The organism is Alteromonas sp. K632G, from assembly GCF_017653625.1.
In the GTDB taxonomy this organism is placed as follows: Bacteria; Pseudomonadota; Gammaproteobacteria; order Enterobacterales; family Alteromonadaceae; genus Alteromonas; species Alteromonas naphthalenivorans.
Genome location: NZ_JAGGDM010000006.1, coordinates 51,434 through 72,565 on the forward strand (window position 1 = coordinate 51,434; position 21,132 = coordinate 72,565).

The 21,132-nt window shown below is 44.3% G+C and carries 13 protein-coding genes; 3 read left to right on the forward strand and 10 right to left on the reverse strand.

The genetic code is table 11. The features are described from left to right. Positions 1–109: 109 nt before the first annotated feature. The 5 genes from J5X92_RS07515 to rapA form a co-directional block, all read right to left on the reverse strand. Complete coding sequence (locus J5X92_RS07515; RefSeq protein ID WP_244360427.1) at positions 110–1,444, reverse strand: MFS transporter; 1,335 nt, start codon at positions 1,442–1,444, stop codon at positions 110–112. A 118-nt stretch (positions 1,445–1,562) separates the two neighbouring features. Then, a complete protein-coding gene (locus J5X92_RS07520; RefSeq protein ID WP_208805256.1) occupies positions 1,563–1,886 on the reverse strand; it encodes a hypothetical protein in 324 nt (107 codons plus the stop codon). A 136-nt stretch (positions 1,887–2,022) separates the two neighbouring features. Beyond that, positions 2,023–2,889, reverse strand: a complete 867-nt coding sequence (locus J5X92_RS07525) for a DUF3530 family protein (protein ID WP_208805258.1) — start codon at positions 2,887–2,889, stop codon at positions 2,023–2,025. Between the two features lie 127 nt (positions 2,890–3,016). Beyond that, positions 3,017–3,817 (reverse strand): pseudouridine synthase, encoded by an 801-nt coding sequence (locus J5X92_RS07530; RefSeq protein WP_129736353.1) that lies wholly within the window; start codon positions 3,815–3,817, stop codon positions 3,017–3,019. Continuing rightward, positions 3,817–6,645 (reverse strand): RNA polymerase-associated protein RapA, encoded by a 2,829-nt coding sequence (rapA, locus tag J5X92_RS07535; RefSeq protein WP_208805260.1) that lies wholly within the window; start codon positions 6,643–6,645, stop codon positions 3,817–3,819. Before rapA ends, J5X92_RS07530 begins: the two co-directional genes overlap by 1 nt. 372 nt (positions 6,646–7,017) lie before the next feature. Between rapA and J5X92_RS07540 the strand changes: the two genes are divergently transcribed. Both J5X92_RS07540 and J5X92_RS07545 read left to right on the forward strand, forming a co-directional pair. Continuing rightward, positions 7,018–8,415, forward strand: coding sequence for a PhoH family protein (locus J5X92_RS07540; protein ID WP_129736360.1), 1,398 nt, complete (start codon positions 7,018–7,020; stop codon positions 8,413–8,415). A 296-nt stretch (positions 8,416–8,711) separates the two neighbouring features. After that, positions 8,712–10,910 carry a multiheme c-type cytochrome gene (locus tag J5X92_RS07545; protein WP_126873177.1) on the forward strand — a complete coding sequence of 733 codons (2,199 nt, stop codon included), beginning with the start codon at positions 8,712–8,714 and terminating at the stop codon, positions 10,908–10,910. Between the two features lie 79 nt (positions 10,911–10,989). Here the strand turns inward: J5X92_RS07545 and J5X92_RS07550 are convergent, their stop codons facing one another. From J5X92_RS07550 to J5X92_RS07560, 3 genes are all read right to left on the reverse strand, one after another. Continuing rightward, positions 10,990–11,991, reverse strand: coding sequence for a hypothetical protein (locus J5X92_RS07550; protein WP_126873178.1), 1,002 nt, complete (start codon positions 11,989–11,991; stop codon positions 10,990–10,992). A 172-nt stretch (positions 11,992–12,163) separates the two neighbouring features. Next, a complete protein-coding gene (gene cysG / locus J5X92_RS07555; RefSeq protein ID WP_208805262.1) occupies positions 12,164–13,549 on the reverse strand; it encodes a siroheme synthase CysG in 1,386 nt (461 codons plus the stop codon). Positions 13,550–13,674: 125 nt separating this feature from the next. After that, entirely contained in the window at positions 13,675–15,441 is a 1,767-nt protein-coding gene (locus tag J5X92_RS07560; RefSeq protein ID WP_126873180.1) for a DEAD/DEAH box helicase, read from the reverse strand. Between the two features lie 216 nt (positions 15,442–15,657). Between J5X92_RS07560 and prsT the strand changes: the two genes are divergently transcribed. Then, on the forward strand, positions 15,658–18,435 hold the full coding sequence (gene prsT / locus J5X92_RS07565) for an XrtA/PEP-CTERM system TPR-repeat protein PrsT (protein WP_208805264.1): 2,778 nt from the start codon (positions 15,658–15,660) through the stop codon (positions 18,433–18,435). 147 nt (positions 18,436–18,582) lie between these two features. Here prsT and J5X92_RS07570 read toward each other — a convergent pair whose 3' ends face one another. Together J5X92_RS07570 and tolC are read right to left on the reverse strand one after the other, a co-directional pair. Beyond that, a complete protein-coding gene (locus J5X92_RS07570; RefSeq protein ID WP_208805266.1) occupies positions 18,583–19,419 on the reverse strand; it encodes an ion transporter in 837 nt (278 codons plus the stop codon). Positions 19,420–19,685: 266 nt separating this feature from the next. Next, positions 19,686–21,053 (reverse strand): outer membrane channel protein TolC, encoded by a 1,368-nt coding sequence (tolC, locus tag J5X92_RS07575; protein ID WP_208805268.1) that lies wholly within the window; start codon positions 21,051–21,053, stop codon positions 19,686–19,688. Between the last annotated feature and the right edge of the window lie 79 nt (positions 21,054–21,132).

The window sequence follows — 21,132 nt, forward strand, 5'->3', positions numbered from 1 at the left end:
AGCTTATCGTATGGCTAATTTAGGCCATCCTTTTACGAACTCATTCCTCATTATTGCTTATATGCACAGTAGTTTAACTTTAGATGGGAAATGAGTTATTGCAACCTTATTACTCAGAAGTTTTAGATTTTTCTAAATGAGTGATCTTATGTCGAATATTGTGTAAGAACAGCAAGCTGGGAATAACCATAAGTGCTGTAATAACAAAGAACTGGCTCCAATTACCGTCAAGGAAATCAACCACGAAACCACTACTGGATGCTACTAAGGTTCTTCCCGCTACACTTAGCGATGCCATAAGGGCGTATTGGGTGGCACTGAAAGCGCGATTACACAACAGGGAAATAAAAGCGACCATGGCCACGGTGCTCCAAGCAGCCGTAAAGCCGTCGATAATGACCGCAGCGGCCAGAAGGGTAACATCAGGCCCGGTAGTGGCAATAAGTGAGAACATAAGGTTGGAAGCCGCCATAGCAATGCCGGCAGTCATTAACCCCTTGTAAATGCCGTAGCGAATGTTAACTAGCCCACCTATCAGAGAAAAGATAATGGTTACCCACCAGTTGAGCAGCTTTGAGTAAGTGCCGATATCGCTATTTGAAAAACCAATTTCTTTGTAAAAAACGATACTCATTCTTCCTAAGAAGGCTTCTCCTATTTTAAACAAGAATATAAACAGTAAAAACGACAAAGCGAGTTTTACGCCATTGCGTGAGAAAAACTCAGAAAAGGGGGCTACTAAGGTTTGTTTAAACCAAAGCGCTATTTTAGAAGACGCTTCGCCTGTATTGCTGTGTGCTGGGTTCGCTACCGCTTGGCTACGCAATAGGTCCCGATCTATGTCTGGCTCTTTGGCAAACACCGTGCTGACCATAAGTACAAGCATAAACAGGGCGAGTAAACCGTAAATGTCAGGCCAGTACCAGCTGCTATTGTCCGCAATAAAAAACGGAATGGCGCCAAGTCCACCATAGCCCGTCCACCATCCTGCAGTGGCAACGGAAGATGCAGCAGATAAACCATCATTGTCATTTTCTTCAATAACATCAATTCGATAGCCATCTATCGCAATATCTTGAGTAGAAGAAAAAATGGCGATGAGTAAACCTACCACTGCCAAATAAAACAAGTGACTATTGGCTGATAATTGTGTCATTAACGCACAACACAGGGCTATGCCGCCTTGCATGATGAAAATCCAGCCTCGACGTTGGCCAAGAAAGCGAGGTTTTACGCGGTCAATTAAAGGAGACCAAAGAAAATTGAATGAATAGACCGCAAAGATAGCACCAAACAAGCCAATGGCTGACCTAGATAGGCCTTCATCTTTTAGCCAGGCCGATAGCACTGAGCTAATCATAATCCATGGAAAACCACTGGTAATGCCAAATAGAAATATACTGAGGTAACGACGGTCGTGATAAGTTTTGAGAGAGTCTAACAAATGTGTTCCATGGCCAAAGCGTGATCCATTCATATTGAGCCATGATCACGCTTGAGTTTCAATGAAAACGAGCAATAAAGGGTTGAATCACTGATAAATTAATGAATAACGAAAGCCGCTAGGGGCGGATACCTACACAGTCGATGGGGCAGTGCCCTTTACCTTCTAAGAACAATACACAGTTCATTAACTCATCGACGAGATATTTATCTGAACGTAACTTATCTTCTTGCCAAAAATGGACTTGATGGAGCAAATGCCAAAAGACCCGTTCCTTATAGGTGTAAGGTTGGGTAAATGTGTACTCTATCTGGCCCCATTCTTCCATACTATCCCAAAAGAATAGTTCGATCTCCTCGACCGGAAGCTCTCCTTGCCAAAATGACCTCAGATAAAAACACAGCTGCTTGGCCTTTTTGTTTACGAATGCTTGAACAGTCATAGACACACAGCCGCCGTTATTAAAGATTAAAATGAATTATAGTTCAGAACACCCAGTGATACCTCGTGAAACCCAAGGCAAATAAGATAGGTTACTGTTTTAAGCTATAAATTAGACTAGTTGGTTTAGATCCTAATTACCAGCCTAAATGTTGAGCCCATCCAAGAACGCTGCCAGCAATTAACTGAATTTTAGCGCTATTTTCATTGTCCATTAGACCAAAGGTTGAATTATGGGTTGAGAGTGACTGTTGTCTGTAGTGGAGTTTGAGGGAGGTGATGGCAAGTTGTTTTCGTTTCGTTTCTGTTTGCGACGCCCATGTATTGGTGTCGTTAATAGATAAATCTAATACCGGAAATTCTGTTCCGGCAATAAATTCAGGTACACCGCGATTAATGTCGGCATTCGGCCAAAAGGGGGTGATGGCGACTAAAGTGTCTGGTGAGGGAATAATGCCTTTAGAACCTAAATCCAGCAATTGTGCAGCCTGCATACCATAAGCAATGTTCATTCTAAACCCTTGATGACTTTCAAGGTGAGTGTTTAGCGCATTAATTAATATGGTTAAATGCTGACTGGACGATACGTAACTTTGTCGCTGAAGTCGACTGTCACTTTTCGGGTGAATGGCTTCATCAACGGGAAGGTCAGGGTCTTCTTCTAGCGTGGATGAAACTGGGCTAACCACCGCATGCCACCCTTTGGCATTAAGTAAACTGGCTAAGTGACGTGCATCCCCAATGGAAAGGCCGCTAGGCGAGGCATCAGCTAAAATAATGGCCGCGCCGCGTGAAATAGGTAATGCTGAGGGGCTCTCAAAAATAGGCACGCGGATTTCCCCAGCCATTACATAAGTAATGTCATCGGGTAAAAAAGCGTGGGTAATATCCTCATACAAGTTTTGCCCTTGCGCATAAGGCACAGAACACAGCAAAAAAGATAATAAGCTGCAACCCACCACAAGAAAACGAGATAAACGTAACATGGCGTACCAATAAAGCATTCAACATTCTTATTATCGGCCAAACCTGTGAAAACTTCAGTTCGAACCAAGAGTATTTTAGTGCTTTATGAGTCTACCGCTTATGAAAAAATGGGGGTAGCAGGTTACTAATTAGCGCCCGTAAGTCTTAATCTATAGACAGTGGAGCGGGGGTGTAGTGGGCATAAGCAGTGAACGGAATAGGCGTTTGAAACGTTAACCAATCTTGCGATGCAGGATGTGCAAAGCTCAAGCTTTCTGCATGCAGCTGCAATCGTTCAGCCATACCTAGCGCTTCATCATGGGCATAAAGCCTATCGCCTAAGATAGGGTGACCTAACTCAAGCATATGGACGCGAAGTTGGTGAGAGCGCCCTGTAACTGGGTATAAGGCTACTAGGGTTTCGTTTTCCTCGCCTGCCACGGTGCTAATGGGGGAGTTAACGCCAGGGCTAGTGCCGAAGCTAGTATCATTTTTTGAACTAACCACTTGATGTGATTCGTCAGACGTTACCTCTACCACTTCATAATGGGTCAGGGCTTTTTTGCCGCGCTCATAATCCACCATTTGCTTCGGGCGATTAGGCCAATCACAAATAAGGGGTAAGTTCACTTCCCCTTGGTTGCTTTTAACCTTGCCAAAAACACGGGCGAAATAGCGCTTCTTGGTTTGGCGTAATTCAAATTGCTTTGAAATATGCCGATGGCTTTCTTTGTTTAGCGCCATCACCATAATGCCCGATGTTGCCATATCAAGCCTATGTACCACAGTGGCCGTAGGAAACACGGTATTTACTCTGCTTATAAGCGAGTCTTTATGTTCTTCTGCTTTACCGGGCACACTTAATAAGCCACTGGGCTTATTCGCTACCAAGATGTCATCATCTTGGTAGAGAATAGTTAAATAAGGCTGTAGCGGCGGGTTATATACAAATGCAGGATTAGCCATTAAGGATTGTTCACCACTAAACGTAATGCATCAAACTGTACGTCAGCGCCTTGTATTACTTTATCTAAGGCACTCATTTGGTTTTCAATAAATTCAATTTCACTGTCACGTACTGACGGGTTTCGCTTTTGTAAATCGACTAAACGCTGAATTTCACTGTTTAGCGTTTTATGCATGTCTTGCAGCGCATCATGCAGTTTTTGATTCGCTTGTTGATGTGCCAGTTTACGACTGTTTTCAATTGCTAAAGTAAGCGGTTGATGCAGTGCCTTTATAAGCTGATGCGAAATTTTTCGGTTTACCTTACGCTTCACGTCAAAGGTTAAATCTACCTGTTTGCCTTGCGCATCCAAACAAATACGCATGGGCGTTTGCGGTAAAAAGCGGCCAAGTTGCAACGCTTTAGGCGCATTAGCATCTAATACAAATAGTGCCTCTAACCAGTAAGCGCCTTTGGGAAGGTCAGGGTCGGCAATAAAGCCAATGCTGCTCTTACCGTGCACATCACTAAGTACTAAATCGATAGCGGTATGTACAAGAGGGTGATCCCAACTTAAGAATTGAACATTTTCCAAGGTGGTAGCCACGCGGCGTTTATAGGTTACCGTCATGCCTTCAGGATCGAGGCCTGGTAATTGGCTAACCATAGATTCGGTTGGCATTAGAATAAAGCAATCGCTGCCTTTTTCTTCTTGCTGAACACCAATAGCATCAAATAGTCGGCCCATAAAGCGAGACAAATCTTGCGAGTTATCAAGCAATATGATGTCTTCAAGTAACTGTTCAACACGGCCTTCACCCGATGCATTAAGCTCTAATAAACGGTCACGACCCGCTTCTAGCTGTGCCACTAGCTGGCTATTTAATGTGGTACTTAAGTTGATAAGTTCATCACGGGTATGAAGGTCGTGTGGGTGCAAACACGCGCCAATCAACAAGGTTTTTACGTCGTCAAACACGCCTGATCCAGTAGGGCAGGTTTTCTCAAATGCATTCAACCCTTCATGATACCAATCCACCAACACGTGCTGAGCCGTGTTTTTCAAATAAGGTACATGAATTTCAACGGTTTGAGTTTGACCGATACGATCTAGGCGACCAATTCGCTGCTCTAGTAAATCTGGTGTAACGGGTAAATCGAACAACACCAAGTGATGGGCAAACTGGAAGTTACGACCTTCACTGCCAATTTCACTACACAGCAATATTTGCGCACCGTCTTCTTCGTCTGAAAAATAGTGAGCCGCTTTATCTCGCTCAACAATGCTCATGCCTTCGTGGAATACGCTATGACGAACACCGGTTTGAGTGCGAATGACTTCACCGAGTTCTTGTGCGGTGCGCGCACTGGCACAAATCAGTAATATCTTTTCGGGTTTAACCGATTGCATAAAATCAAGTAACCAGCCTACGCGAGGATCTTCATCCATCCAGCTATTCACTACACTAGGCATACGCTCAGGGTATAACGCATGGGTTAAATCACCACCGGTTACCGCACTTTCATACGCCTCTGGCAGTTCAAGTTGGTAGCCAAGTAGTACACGGTCAGGGAAGCCTTCAATGTTGGCTCTGCGGTTTCTAAACAGCATTCTGCCAGTACCATGGCAATCGATAAGCTGATGCACCAGTTCTCTGCGTGCTTCAGGCTGTGCTAAATCGCCGGTATTTTCCATCACATCCGGGGCGAAGTCGGTTAGCTTAGTGCGCTGTTTTTCGTCCGGTGTGGTGTCTGAAAGCAAAGGGGCTACTGCGTCTGCAAGCTGACTGTAACGCGACTCTTCGGTTAAAAAGGCTTCGTAGCTATGGAAGCGGGCAGGGTCGAGTAAACGCAAGCGAGCAAAGTGGCTTTCATGGCCTAGCTGGTCAGGGGTTGCAGTAAGCAGCAATACCCCTGGGGTTTCATTGGCTAACGCTTCTACGCAAGTGTACTCAGCAGAGGGCGCATCGGCAGACCACGCAAGGTGATGGGCTTCATCAACCACCATTAAATCCCACGATGCCGCTTGAATTTGTTGCTGACGCTTTTCGCTCTGACTCAAAAAGTCGATGCTACATAGCACTAACTGGTCGTTATCAAAGGGGTTAGTTTCACCGTCATCATCTAAGGCTTCGCATCGACTTTCGTCAAAAATAGCGAAAGGCAGGTTAATTCTGCGCAGCATTTCAACCAGCCACTGATGCACCAATGAATCTGGCACTAAAATTAGCACTCGCTGCGCACGACCGGTACGAAGCTGCTGATGGATAATAAGCGCAGCTTCAATGGTTTTACCTAAGCCAACTTCATCGGCAAGTAAAACACGCGGCGCATGACGGCTACCCACTTCAGAGGCAATATGCAGCTGGTGGGGAATAAGGGAAATACGTGCGCCGGCTAAACCAAGTGTGCTAGAGCGTAAATAATCGTATTGGTGATTTAGTGCGTTTAGGCGCAAGTCGAACCACTTAGGGTGGTCGAGTTGTTCGCTGAACAATCGCCTTTCAGGTTGGTTTAATCGAATGTGGTGATCAAGTAAGGTTTCAGAAAGACGAACTTGTGCTTTGGTGTCTTCGCGAATGCCGAAATAAATGCAAACGCCCTGACTTTCTTCAATTTCAGAGATAGTCATTTGCCAGCCGTCTTGGCTTTTCACGGTTTCGCCAATATCGAATACCAAACGGGTCAATGGTGCGTCTTGCTTTGTATACATTCGCGCTTCTCCCGTGGCAGGGAAAAACAACTCAACTGAGCGAAAATCAACACTAATAACAGCGCCTAAACCTAATTCGGTTTCAGAATTACTTAACCAACGCTGACCAATGGAAAACGGATTTCCTGAACTCATAAATCACCAACCTTTTTTGCGGGGGCGGTATTGTACGCATTGTGTATTAATAAGTCATTAATACTAGCCCATTTGCGCGTTTTAATCTTGGGTTGAACAGTGTGGTTGGAGGAGGAGAGTAGGTACACAAGAAAAAATATTTAGCAGAAAAACAGTGCTAATAATGAAAATCTGGATTATGGTGGATTTAGCGCTTGTGATTGTTTGTTGGGCAAGCGTGTGAAGTGGCGGTGTTTAGGTTACTGCCACTTTTCGGTCGACGCGACAAGGAGTGGAAGTCCTGTTCGAGCGACAACTTCTCCTCCTTCAGCGGAACTGTTCCTAGCACGCTAATTTGTTGTGTGTGCCTGGCCTTATTTACCGGAGTAAAGGATGCCAAGAAAAAATTCCACTGATACAAAAATATACGTCCTCGATACCAATATTCTGCTGCACGAACCTCACGCATTTCTCTCCTTTAAAGAACACGATGTCGTTGTACCAATGACCGTGCTTGAAGAACTAGATTACATCAAAGACAGTAAGAAAGACGTTGCCCGAGATGCGCGAGTATCTATTCGTGCAATGGAAGACTTACTGCACGATGCGTCACCTGAAAATATGGTGGCCGGTGTGTCTATGGTTGGAATGGGCGCAGGTGAAACAGCGCCGACAGGTTCTTTGTCTATTTATACTGATTTGAGCATGGCGCAATCGCAGCAAGTGTTCACCAGTAATGAGAACGACAACCGCATCATTAATGTGGCGTTGCATTTACAAAAAGCGAATGCACCGCAACAAGTGGTGTTAGTCACTAAAGACCTCAACATGCGCCTTAAAGCGAAAGGCGCAGGTCTTGCGCATGTTGAAGATTATCGCACCGACCAACTTATTAGTGATATTAAATATCTCTCTCGGGGTTTCCATCGCTTTGAGGGCAACTTCTGGGACAAGGTGAAAAGTGTAGACAGTCGCACTGAAGGTCGCGATACCATTCATACCATTCCCAAAGCCATGCTACCAGAAGCTTACATAAACGAGTTTTTACTCGATGAAAGCAACGAGTTTGCTGGACTGGTTGAAGCTATTAACGGCGACTCTCTTGAGGTGCTTGATTTAGGCTATGAGCGCTTAATGGGCCGTCATGCGTGGGGAATAACGCCAAAGAATATTGGTCAAGCCATGGCGCTTCATGCGCTACTCGACCCACACATCGACTTAGTGATCCTTACCGGTCCTGCCGGTAGCGGTAAAACCCTCTTGGCCCTAGCCGCCGCCCTTGAAATGGTGGTAGAGCGTAACATGTACGATAAGATAATCGTGACACGTAGCACGCCAGAAATAGCCGAATCGATAGGCTTCTTGCCGGGCACGGAAGAAGAGAAAATGTTGCCGTGGTTGGCGGCCATCACAGACTCATTAGAGGTGCTACATAAGCACGACGAAAATGTGAAAGGCTCTATGAATTACATCATGGAAAAAGCCAATATTCAGTATAAGTCGGTTAACTTTATGCGCGGGCGAAGCATTCAAAATTCTATTGTTATTTTGGATGAATCTCAGAACTTAACTGCGTCACAGCTTAAAACTATTATCACCCGATGCGGTGAAGGTACCAAAATTATTGTGGGCGGAAACTTGGCCCAAATCGACAGTAATTACTTAAGTGCCGTAACTTCAGGGCTTACTTACTTGGTAGAGAAGTTCAAAGACTTCTCCGGCAGTGCAACACTGAACCTAGATGGGGTAGTGCGAAGCCGTTTAGCCAGCTTTGCAGAAGAGAATCTTTAGTGTTGTAGCTTGCTAATAATGGTTTGCCTTGGGGGAATTTTCCCCCAAGGCAAAATTATTGATAAGCGTAGAATAACCCTTATTTTTGCGTTGTATTAAGCAGCGCGACACCGTTTCTATTTTCTTAGAACTTACCTCTCACACCCACATTGTAGCGGGGGCCATACGTTTCATAGTCGATAAGCTGATTGCTGAAGAGGCTAGGATAAGGTTGGGTCGTAAGTTTTTTTAAAATTAATCTAAATATTGGCCTTGAGTAAGTAAGATGTCGGATATGGTATTTTAGTGAAATTTTAATGAAGTATTTAACGTTTACTAGCCTACTAATGGCGAGTCTATTTTTAATTTTACCTTTTAAGGTAATGGGAAATACAAACTGTGTCAGTTGTCATCAGAAAGCGGTTTCCAACTGGCAAGAATCTGATCATGCGAAAGCCATGGATGTGGCAGTATCAAAGACAGTATTGGGTGATTTTTCGGGTGTAGAAGCAGAACACTATACGCAGGTGGCGCGCTTCTACCAAAAAGGCGAAGAGTTCTGGATAAATTTTACAGAAGCCGAAAACACAACGGATTACCCAGTAAAATATACTTTTGGGCACTATCCCTTACAACAATACTTGATCGAAGTTGGTGACGGAAAGCTTCAAGTATTCCCTTTTGCGTGGGACTCTCGGCCTGAATCAGAAGGAGGCCAACAGTGGTACCCCCTGAATTCTCAGGAAGATATTCAACCCGCAGACCGCTTGCATTGGCGTCAACCGTTGCAAAATTGGAACGGTATGTGCGCAGATTGTCATTCAGATGGTTTAACCCGCAACTATTCTGTTGAAACGAATCAGTTCGATACTAGGTGGCACAACATCAATGTGGGGTGTCAGTCTTGTCACGGTAAAATGAATAATCACACCGAAACCGCCGTATCACCTTCGTCTTTATCCAAAAATAGCTCTTCACATAAGCTCTCAACTGGTCAATTTCCTCTATCATCAGATGATCAAAAAGCTTTGGGGGAGTGGTTACTGGACGACGGGGATAAAATTGCTTCATGGCATGGAGAGCCTAGAGACAATCGTTTCATGGAAACCTGCTTCGCATGCCATTCATTACGCACCCCCATCACTGATGGCATAGATCCGAATGCTGCCTTTTTAGACCAGTTTGTGCCCTCGCTGTTGACGCCGACGATGTATCACGCAGATGGGCAAGTCAAAGAAGAGGTCTATGTTTATGGCTCATTCCTACAAAGTAAAATGTATACCGCGGGCGTGAATTGCTTAGATTGCCACGACAAACATACAATGAAAATAAAAGTTCAGGGTAACGGGTTATGTTTACAATGCCACAACAGCGAGGTATATCAGAAACAATCTCACATTCGCCACGACCTAAATTCATCCGCAGGGCAATGCGTAAGCTGTCATATGCCACAAACAACTTTTATGGGAGTTGATGCTCGTAGAGATCATAGTTTTAAAGTGCCGCAGCCTGAGTTAAGCACTAAGTTCGAAACACCAAATGTGTGTAATAGTTGTCATACATCACAATCTTCCAGCTGGTCTGCAGATATTATAAATAAGCGTCGCGAAGGCATTGCCCCCCCTAAGTCGATACCAGATGATTTTGTCGCTTTAATGCATAATGGTACTTTACCGATTGCCCAACACTTCGCGCTAATTGACAATAATAAACTTAGTATTATTGTACGCGCTAGCGCAATCGCGATGCTGCCTTACAGTGTTGAGCAACTCTCTGATGACGATATTAAAGGCTGGGTGCATTCAGAACATGAACTTATTCGTTTGGCGGTAGCTGGAATTGGAAACTTGTTGCCTATTCCTGAGCGGTTGAAATCTTATCAAACGTTATTGGATGATCGCTTTAAGGCGGTACGTCTTGGGGCTGCTAATCATTTACTGGATGCTAGATTGAACTACCAAGCTTCTTTTAAAAAAGCATTGGCGCTATTATTGATGTCTAACGAAGTGTCTATGTGGCGCGGCGAGTCAGCGCTTAATCAGAGTATGGTTTATTTACGAATTGGACGTATACAAGAGGCGTTGAATAGCTTGCAACATGGTATCGAAGTAGACCCTTACTATGTACCTAATTATGTCAACTTAGCTGATGTTTATCGTCAAGCAGCGCTAGCTAAAGACGAAGAACTAACACTTAATGCAGGGCTGAAAGCTAACCCTAGCTCAGCTGTATTATATTATGCTCGTGGCATGTACTTAATTCGTTCGCAAAGAAAATTAGATTCAATAGAAGCATTTAGGAAAGCTGTTAAATTAGCTCCCGACAATGTGCAATACATTTACGTCTACTTTCTAGCTTTAGATAGCTTAGGGCAAACTGACAAAGCCTTACGACAGTTAAAAGAGGCGTTAAGCCGTTATCGGTATGATCCGCAGTTGCGGCAGTTGGGAATTAACTTCGCTCAGAAAATGGATGATGCTAAAGCGTTAGATTATTTCAATAAGCCCACTTTATAGCTATCAACATCAAAGCCTGTGTTTATAGCGGTAATGTTTACGATAAAGCGCAAAAAGGGTTAATATTGTTAGAGCACTATTAGTCAATATGCTCCACTTGATAGCGGCCAGTAGAAATGTAGCGTTTCGTATCTTCTGAAATGTCGCCAAAGGGGATAAGTGCTGGGCCGGTTGGGTCAAAAAGCACGTAAGTCTTACCCTCAACTTCTAACTTCTCGTCTTCGGAAATGGCATTTATCGCGACTCCCAATAACGCATGATGGGGAAGAAAGACCATAATGATGCTGGTAGAAGGAAGAAAGGCACGTACCAAAGCGCCCGTTAGCACCGCCTTACTGTCGCAGTCGCCCCTGTTTTGCATCAGTAACCCTAACGGAGGTGCAAAACCAGAACCATTACTGGCGACTCTGTCTTCAAGGGAATCGTAAGGAATACTTTGTACCCAGCTAGTCATCAATTGTAAATAAGCGCGGTTATTTTCGATACGATCTATTTTGTCGTAAAACGCTTCCGAGATAGGCCTAAGTGATTCAAAGGTTTGAGCAACGTAGCGAAGGTGGTCCGGCTTTACTGCTTGCTGGTTAAAAAGCGTGGTGAATCGGGTGTAATAATGCTTATCAAGGTAGTCAGTATAAGCTGTTCGCTGCACGTCTTTTAGTTGAGATAATATCTGGTCAGCTTTATTCGGCTTGGTTGATTTAACCTTAATATTAATGGCGTCATTTTCATGGGTAACTGACACAACGGCTTCGCGTGGGTCGACTTTCTTCGCTTCTTTCAATAACGACACAGTAACATAACGCTGGGCTATTTCAGGTTTATAGTTGGCCTGTGTGGTAGGCGCTACCTTTAATGCGCTATTGGGCAAAGAGAATGCAATGGTTTGCTCAGTACCTTCGTTATCTAGCCATCGATATTTAAACTGAATATCATCAGGCGTCACGGTTTTGTTGAAAGTGAGTTGCGACGCGTAAGTAGCGACAGGGGTAAAACAAAGAAGAAACAGTGCGATCCTAAGCGGCAGCGCTAACCAAAGCGCTAGCGACTTAAACAACCGAGTAGGCAAGCCCATGGCAAACATCGCCGTTTGCCTGCAAAGATGGCTTACATACCCTAAAACTTGAAACCTTCGCTTTGGTGTGATTACCAATGTATAAATGCCGACATGCCGCTTAGCTGATTAATTCAGTATGCGTACGCAGGGGTAAATTGCAACAAATTAGTTAAAACCAAAGCGTGCTCACAAGGGTAAGTTAGTCACCAAACCAATTTAGCTGGTTATGCAAACTTACTACAGTACCTACGATAATGAGCGTCGGGGGCTTCAACGCTGATGTAGCAGGATTTTGCGTAATATCACTAAGCGTGCCTGTTACCACCACTTGGTTTTCGGTGGTAGCCGATTGAATCAAGGCAATGGGGGTATCTGCGGTAAGACCATTTTCAATCAGCTTTTTACAAATAATGGGTAAGCCAGTTAACCCCATATAAAACACAATCGTCTGATTGGCGTGCGCTAACGATTGCCAATTCAAATCGATAGTATCGTCTTTTAGATGGCCGGTAGCAAACACCACTGATTGGGCGTGATCTCTATGGGTTAAAGGAATACCTGCATAACTTGATGCGCCATTCGCCGCAGTAATACCGGGCACTACTTGGAACTCAATACCGTGCTGAATAAGGGTTTGAATTTCTTCCCCGCCACGACCAAATATGAATGGATCTCCGCCTTTTAAGCGTACCACTCGATTGCCTTTTTTCGCCTCATCAACCATAAGCTGGTTAATATCATCTTGTGGCAAGCTATGGTTGCTCTTTGCTTTACCCACGTAAATTTTTTCGGCATCTCGGCGAACGAGTTCTAAAATCTGCGGTGAAACTAATCTATCGTAAACCACTACATCAGCTTTTTGCATTAGCCTTAGTGCACGAAACGTCAACAAATCAGGGTCGCCAGGGCCTGCACCAACAAGGTAGACCTGACCTTGAACTTGGTTGTTTTCAGCCGCTGCCGTTAGGGCGGTTTCAAAGGCTGCATCGGCTTTGCTGTCTTGGCCTTTTTCGACCATTTCAGCTATGTCGCCATCTAACACGTCTTCCCAAAAGTAACGCCTTGCAGTAACACCATTTAAGGTTTGCTTTACTTTTTCTCTGAATTTTTCTGAAAACGCACCAAGCTTACTCAAGTTAGCAGGCAGCACAGTTTCCAGTTTTTGGCGTAAATAGCGTAATAGTACGGGCGCTACGCCGCCGCTACTCATGGCAATAATAATGGGTGAGCGATCTACAATAGAAGGGGTAATGAATTGGCAAAGTGGGGTGTTATCTACCACATTCACAAGCACTTTTTGTTCGCGAGCTAAATCGTGAATGGCTTGATTGGTTTCAGATTTATCAGTGGCAATAAAAACCATGTCTTTATCGGCTAAATCGCTATCGATAAACTCCCGCTCAATAAGGGTTACTTTCTCGTTTTTAGCCAAACGTTTTACCGTGTCACAAGCCCACGGCGCCACCACAGTGATGTGGGCAGGAGTCTTCATGATGAGCTCAAGTTTGCGGGCAGCGACTTCTCCAGCGCCAACAATTAAACAGCGAAGAGAGCGAGCATCTAAAAATAGGGGAAAGTAATCCATTAAGGGGCACATAAAAAAAAAGAACTAACGCTATTTTGCGCTAATTCTTTTTATTTATAAACAACGAAATCAGCCTTTATATTCACTAATGTTATATAAAGGCGAAATTTATTTGTTTTTCGTTCTTACGACTTGCGACGTGCACGATTATCACGGCTGCGGTTTTCACCGCGGTTGTCGCCTCGTTCACGCTTTGCTGGTGGTGTGTCTGACCATTCGCGAATAGACAAACGCTGACCCGCTACGCGAGTACCTTGAAGCTTGTCTTTAGTCTCTTTTGGCATGCCTTCAGGCAAATCAACAGTACTGAAGTTATCATAAATTTCGATAGCACCAATGTGCTTAGAATCCATGTTACCTTCGTTTGCGATAGCGCCAACGATATTACCCGGCTTAGCACCGTGTGTATGACCTACGTCGATACGGAAGCGCTGCATACCTGCTTCTGGCTTACGACCAGTGCGAGGTGCTCTAGGCTTACGTTCACGACCGTCACGGCCACCATCTCTGCGGTCGCCACGAGGTTCACGGCTGTCACGAGGTGGCTTGCTGTGAAGGTCAGGGCGGTCGCTTTCTTTTAAGATAAGCGGCTCATCACCTTGTGCAATCTTAAGCAATGCTGCCATTAGCACTTCAGGAGAAGCTTCAGCTTCTTCTTTAATCATCTCAACTAATGGAATAAGTGTTTCAATGCTGTCATCTTGCGTAGCTTCAATAACAGATTGCTTGAAACGGCTTAAACGGGTTTCGTTGATTTCACTAATTGAAGGAATTGGCATTGCTTCAATTGGCTGCTTAGTCGTTTTCTCGATAGAGAAAAGCATACGCTTTTCACGATGAGAGATGAAAAGGATTGCATCACCAGTACGACCTGCACGGCCTGTACGACCAATACGGTGAACATAAGATTCACTATCGTAAGGTACGTCGTAGTTGATAACGTGGCTAACACGTTCAACATCAAGACCACGTGCAACAACGTCAGTTGCTACTAAGATATCAATGTTACCTTGCTTAAGTTTATCAACAGTACGCTCACGAGCGTTCTGAGGAATGTCACCATTTAGCGGTTCAACATCGTATCCACGTGCAGAAAGTTTATCAGCAAGTTCAACAGTAGCTGTCTTAGTACGCACGAAAATAATCATGCCGTCAAAACGCTCTACTTCCATGATACGCGTAAGTGCCTCAAGCTTATGATGAGGCGCTACTTGGCAGTAACGTTGACGAATAGTACTTGCAGTACTTACCTTAGACGCAATTTTTACGTGCTTAGGATCTTTAAGATAACGCTGAGTAATCTTCTTGATTGGACCAGGCATAGTTGCCGAGAACAACGCCGTTTGGCGTTCAGCTGGCGCGTGGCTCAAAATAAGCTCAACGTCATCAATAAAGCCCATGCGCAGCATTTCGTCGGCTTCATCAAGTACGAGGAATTTAAGTTCACTTAAATCCAACGTTTTACGTTTAATATGGTCAATAACACGACCTGGTGTACCTACTACAACTTGAACGCCGCGCTTAAGCTGGCGAATTTGGTTGTCGTAAGATTGACCGCCGTAAACAGGCAGTACTTTAATTTTATGGCTGAAACTAGCGTACACTTGGAACGCTTCTGCTACCTGAATCGCCAATTCGCGAGTAGGTGCTAGTACCAGTAATTGCGGCTTACGTTGCTCAGGATCGATATTTGCCAACATTGGAAGGGCAAACGCTGCGGTTTTTCCTGTCCCTGTCTGGGCCTGACCGAGTAAGTCGTGACCTTCAAGCAGTAATGGAATACTCTCGGCTTGAATAGGTGACGGTTTCTCGTAGCCAACTTTTTCAAGGGCTTGTAAGATAGGTTCTGGTAGTTTTAGATCTTTAAATGTCATGTCGACAGTTGTTGTCATTAAGGGTCCTGATGCTTTAAGTAAGGAGGGTGCGGCATACTGTAGGACGCCTTCAAACGTCGGAGTGTGCTCGCGGTATTGCAAAAAACGTTATTATATTCGAATAATGGTCAGGTTGCCACGAAATTGCACAATAATGACGAAAAAATGCACAATTGATGGTGTAAACTTCGGGTATACCTCGAAATTCAAATGATGTAGGGCAAAGGAACGACAATGAATAAGAAATACCCACAGCAAATTTTTAAGCGATCTTCCATTGCAGTTCTGCTTTTGAGCAGTCTTTTGACAGGATGTGGTGACAAATCGATAGATGCTCACCTAGAAGATGCTCGTGCTTATGTACAAAATCAAAATAATGCTGCCGCAATCGTTGAATACAAAAATGCCATTCAGATGGATCCCAATGCTGCAGTACCTCGTTTTGAATTAGGTCGACTGTATCTTCAAAATGATAATTATGTGTCAGCTGAGAAAGAATTAAATAAAGCACTAGAGCTTGGACATCCAGCCAGTGAAGTGATTCCCTTACTTTCTGTTGCTTATCAACAGTCAGGTGCTGAAAACGCTTTAGGCGACGTGGATTACCGAGCAGAAGGGATGACTACCGTCGAATCTGCCGAAGTCGGTTTTTATAAACTACAAGCCTTAGTGCAGCTAGAAAAGCTCGCAGAAGCAGAAGCGCTACTAGACGATTTACTAACCCTCGATACACAGTCTGTGTATAAGGGCTTAATTGAAAGCTACCAGTATGTACTCTCTGAAGATTATACACAGGCACTTAGCGCCACTGAAGCACTGCGAGAACAAGCGCCAAGCAATAAAGATGTTTTACTGCAGCTTGCCCGCCTTTACTTGCTAGAGCAAAAACAATCAGAAGCCATTGGTGTTTATGAAGATTACACCAAAGCCTACCCAAAAGACGTAACCAGTAAGTTCGCTTACGCTGCTTTGCTCATAGAGCAGCGTGATCTTGAACGTGCTGAGCCGGTGGTGGATGAGCTGTTAACGCTGAATGAAGCACACCCATTGTTGAATACGTTTAAAGGCATCATTGAATCGGCCAATGGTAATCATGCAAAAGCGTTAGCGCATTTAGAGACAGCAGTACAAAACGGTCGTAACGATCAAGTGGTGCGATTGGTTGCCGGTTTCAGCGCGTATCAAATTCAAGATTTTGAAGCTGCCCAACGACACCTGACTATGGTGGCATCACGGTTACCTGAAAATCACCCAGGCTTAAGAATGCTGGCAGACAGCATGTTACAACTGGGTGAAAATGATGAAGCCCTTGCCGTGTTAAACCGAGTGGAAGGCGGCGCGACCACAGACGCAGCGTTATTTTCAAAAGCGGGGTATCAATTACTTCGTGAAGGTAACGTGCTTGGTGCCAAGCAAATGGTAGAAAAAACCGAAGCGGTTGTTGATACCTCGCCAGAAGATCTTGCTCGTTTAGGCGTACTGCAACTTTCACTAAACGATGTGACCGGTTTGGTTAATATTGAAGAAGCGGTTCAACGTGCGCCAGAATCAACAGCTTCTCAAAATACCTTACTGCGCGCATACATCGCGACTGGTGAGCTTGATAAAGCTAAAGTAGCTGCCAGCGAATGGCGTGACCAAGCGCCAACCGAGGCCTTGCCGCTGGTGTACTTAGCCAGCATTGCGATTGTTGAGGAAGACTTCACGACGGCAACCGACTTACTAAATAGCGCTCAGAAGCTAGAGGGTGCCGATAAAGAAGTGGCTTATGCCAAAGTGAAGTTGCTGATTGCGCAAAAGCAGTTTGCTGACGCTGTAACGCTTGTTAAGTCTCATATAAAAGATAACCCGTCTGACGTGCAAGCGTTGACCATGTGGTATGCCCTAGAAGCGCGCGAAAATAATGATGGGGTAGTGGTTGATTACTTAGAGAAGCAACTTGCAACGCAATCAGCTGATATCGATTTGCGCTTATTATTAGCCCGTATTTATTCGCGAATGGGCGAAATAGCCAAGAATAATAGCTTGTTAGCCTCTGTTGAAGGTGATGCAAGCACCCCAATGGCGTTTTGGAATTTAAAGGGTCAGGGCCTAATTCGTGCAAACGAAGTTGAAAAAGCCAAAGCCTTGTTTGAACGTTGGGTTGAGTTTTATCCGCAAGATAAAAATGCGGTATTGGGCATGCTGCTTATCCTTGATTCTCAGAATAACTACCGCGACGGTTTAGCGCTTACTGAAAAAGTATTAGCGAAACGTCCTGATGCCCAGATTAGCCTTTTAAAAGCGTATTTCCACGCCATGATGGGGCAAAGTAAACCGGCATGGGAGATTATCAATAGTACCTCTGATGAGGTGCAAGCACTGCCATTCGTTCGCGGTATTCTCGCACGACTGTATGTTATCGATAAGCAACCAGAAGAAGCATTGGAGCATGCAGAGGTGGCTTATGAAGCTACGCCAAATTCAGACATGGCCTTGCTGATGGTAGCCATTCTTGAAATGACAGGTAAACAAGCCGAAGCCTTTTCATTTCTTGAAAAGCATGTGCAGAACACGCCAAACGATGTGCGCAGTGCCATGCTATTAGCCGAACGCCAAATTGGTAGCGATAAACAAACAGCCATAGCGACCTATGAAACTATTTTGACTAAAACCCCTGATAATTTTGTGGTGTTGAATAACTTAGCGTTTTTAAGTTATCAAAATGGAAACCTAGATAAAGCTGAAACCATGGCGAAAAAGGCCGTATCTTTACAACCTGAAAATGCAGACTCTGTAGATACGTTGGCGCAAATACTGATTGCCAAAGGCGATAAAGAAGCTGCGCTTAACCTGTATTCAGATATTGCAACTCGACCTATTTTAAATGATGAGGTGTACCTGAATCACGTAGAGCTGTTATTGCAGATGGATAAAAGTGCGTTAGCTAAGCGACGCCTAGCAAGCAGAGAGTTTGAAAAAGAAGTATCGCTTGAGCGTATAGAAACGCTTAAAACGCGCTACGGATTATAAAAGGGTGTTTGGTACCTTAAAGCGAGTAAGCAAACTGACAGCTAAATAGGTTACTAAACCGATAGCTAAGTTAATACAAACGAAAAAAGCGCCTAGGTGATATCTTCCCTTGGCGCTTTTTTATTGGCTGTTAGTTATTACTGTTGGTTATTTTTTTGGGTTTGGTTCTTCGAGTTTGGCCTTAATCGCCGTGAGCTCTGCCATTACGTCTTGTAATGTAGGTTCACTATGGCCTTCAGCTTCTAATTCTGCTCTTAGCAGTGCTTCCTTTTCTTCCCTGGCTTTTTCGTTCTCACGCTCCATCACGTTTACCACAATACCAATCACCATGTTCAAAAAGGCGAACGCAGTAAAGAAGATAAAGGTTAAGTAGTACACCCAGCTTAGCGGATAAACCTCCATGGTTTCGTACATAACATCGGTCCAATCTTCAAATGTCATCACCCTAAATAGGGTAAGCAATGAGATAGTAATGTCGCCCCAAAGCGTAGGGTTGATATCACCAAACAAAGTGCTGCCGACCGCGGCGTATATGTAGAAAATAATAAACATGAGCAACATTACGTAGCCCAGTTGAGGCAAAGCTTTTACCAGCGAGACTAAGAGTATGCGAAGTTCAGGAATGATAGAGATCATCCGCAGCACCCTAAATACCCTAACTAATCGTGCTATCAACGCAAGTTCAGTATCATCGGCGGGTATAAGGCTGATAATAACAATGACGGTATCGAAGACATTCCAGAAACTTTTGAAAAAGTTTCGCTTTCGGCGTTCACCTAAAAAGCGAATAGTAATTTCAGTTAAGAAAAATGCGCTGATAAACCAGTCTAGTAGTAGGGTAACACTGCCAAACCCAGCAGGCAGTTCATAGGTTTTGGCGCCAACTAATAACGCTGAAATGACAATAACGCTAACCACAAAGGCTTCAAACCATTTATTAGCGCGAATACGTTCAAATCGACTTTGTAACTCAGAAGCTTGCATGTTTTTCTTTGCTCACATTACAAACAAATAAGCGCTGCCAATCACTTAAGATAAATAGGCTTATTTAGGGATAATAAAAAAGGGGCAACATCATGGACGATGCATTGTGCTTGTTGCAAGTAAAATTGTATTACCGCATATTGCCGGCTTAACGTGCCTGACATTATCTTTAGATATTACATTATTGACAAAGAAGGCGGCTAACGCCGCCTTCTTTAATCACACTGGCTGTTGCGCCAGGTTTATTCAGTTTGTATCGCCGATGGCTATTCAGCGTCTTCCATTGGCTTTAAGCCGCGGTTGATAATAGCCACATCTTCGCCGGTTAACGTTCCAGCAGCTTGCTTCAAGGTAACGACCGATTGAATAAAGTCGTAGCGCGCGCCAGATAAATTGTTGCGTGCATCAAACAAATTACGGGTGCTATCAAGTACATCCACAATAGTACGCGTACCTACATCAAAACCCGCTTCAGTTGCTTTTAACGCACTGTTTGCAGAAACCACAGACTGTTCAAGGGCGCGAATGGTAGATATTGACGCTTTTACGTTATTAAACGAGCTGCGAATAGACTGAACCGTTTCACGATACGTTTGTTCAGCCGCTTGGCTGGCAGAAACGTAAAGGTATTTCGCTTGGTCAGTTTGCGAGCTTACACGGTGGCCAGAGTAAATCGGTACTGACACTGACAGGCCAATTGACTGGCTATCAAGGTAAGGCGTCTCGTACTGAATTAACTGAGAATCTACGTCATTTTTAGAGCGACCAAGGCTTGCCGATAAATCAAGGGTCGGTAAGTGGCCTGAGCGGGCTGCCGCAATATCTTCTTTGGCAATGTCCATCGCTAAACGGTCAACCAACAATGCTAAGTTTTTATCTTGCGCTGTTTCTAACCAGTTATCGACTTTTGCAGGCACGGGCATAGTGGCAGAGAAGGTTTCTTTATCTAAGCCAAACAAACGGTCGTGGTATTTACCGGTGATAACCCGTAGTGCTTCAAGGGCAAATTCTAGCTGGTTTTCAGCCTGAATCTCTTGGGCCACTGTGCTGTCGTAGTTAGCTTGAGCTTCGTGAACATCGGTAATAGCAGTTAGGCCAACTTCAAAGCGCTGACGGGTTTGTTCTAACTGGCGTTCAATGGCACGTTTTTCTGCATTAACAAATTCAACGCTATCACGTGCACGCAATACATCGAAATAAGCAGTCACTGTTCGTACAATTAGGTCTTGCATGCTAGCGGCTAATTGCGCATCACTTTGTTCTGCTACTTTTTCGGCACGATCTAAGCCAACCCAGTTTGCGTGGTCGTACAACGACATAGACAACGAAATACCGTAATCAATAGAGTCTGCATCGGTTTCATAGGTAAGAACTTGAAGGTTTTCGGCATTTGTACCGACGGTTTGCGCACTCTCTGTGGTAGAGGTGGTGTACGACATAGATCCAGAAATTTGAGGTAGAAGGTTTGCACGACTAATGCTGATCCCTTCAAATGCAGCGTCACGCTGCGCTTTCGCTTGATTTACCAAAGGGTCATTGGCTAGTGCTTGTTGATACACTTGCGTCAGATCATCGGCAAGGGCACCGGTTGTTACTGAGAAACCGATTGCCAGCGACAGAAGTTTTCGATTCATGCTTACGTCTTCCTGTTATGTCTAGATGAGTCTAAGTGACTGCTAATAATTATAAATAATATGTGAAGTGTATAAATTT

Coding starts and splice junctions, on each gene's coding strand:
- J5X92_RS07520 (WP_208805256.1), bottom strand. CDS start 1,886: ATGACTGTTCAAGCATTCGTAAACAAAAAGGCCAAGCAGCTGTGTTTT.
- J5X92_RS07525 (WP_208805258.1), bottom strand. CDS start 2,889: ATGCTTTATTGGTACGCCATGTTACGTTTATCTCGTTTTCTTGTGGTG.
- J5X92_RS07530 (WP_129736353.1), bottom strand. CDS start 3,817: ATGGCTAATCCTGCATTTGTATATAACCCGCCGCTACAGCCTTATTTA.
- rapA (WP_208805260.1), bottom strand. CDS start 6,645: ATGAGTTCAGGAAATCCGTTTTCCATTGGTCAGCGTTGGTTAAGTAAT.
- J5X92_RS07540 (WP_129736360.1), top strand. CDS start 7,018: ATGCCAAGAAAAAATTCCACTGATACAAAAATATACGTCCTCGATACC.
- J5X92_RS07545 (WP_126873177.1), top strand. CDS start 8,712: ATGAAGTATTTAACGTTTACTAGCCTACTAATGGCGAGTCTATTTTTA.
- J5X92_RS07550 (WP_126873178.1), bottom strand. CDS start 11,991: ATGTTTGCCATGGGCTTGCCTACTCGGTTGTTTAAGTCGCTAGCGCTT.
- cysG (WP_208805262.1), bottom strand. CDS start 13,549: ATGGATTACTTTCCCCTATTTTTAGATGCTCGCTCTCTTCGCTGTTTA.
- J5X92_RS07560 (WP_126873180.1), bottom strand. CDS start 15,441: ATGACAACAACTGTCGACATGACATTTAAAGATCTAAAACTACCAGAA.
- prsT (WP_208805264.1), top strand. CDS start 15,658: ATGAATAAGAAATACCCACAGCAAATTTTTAAGCGATCTTCCATTGCA.
- J5X92_RS07570 (WP_208805266.1), bottom strand. CDS start 19,419: ATGCAAGCTTCTGAGTTACAAAGTCGATTTGAACGTATTCGCGCTAAT.
- tolC (WP_208805268.1), bottom strand. CDS start 21,053: ATGAATCGAAAACTTCTGTCGCTGGCAATCGGTTTCTCAGTAACAACC.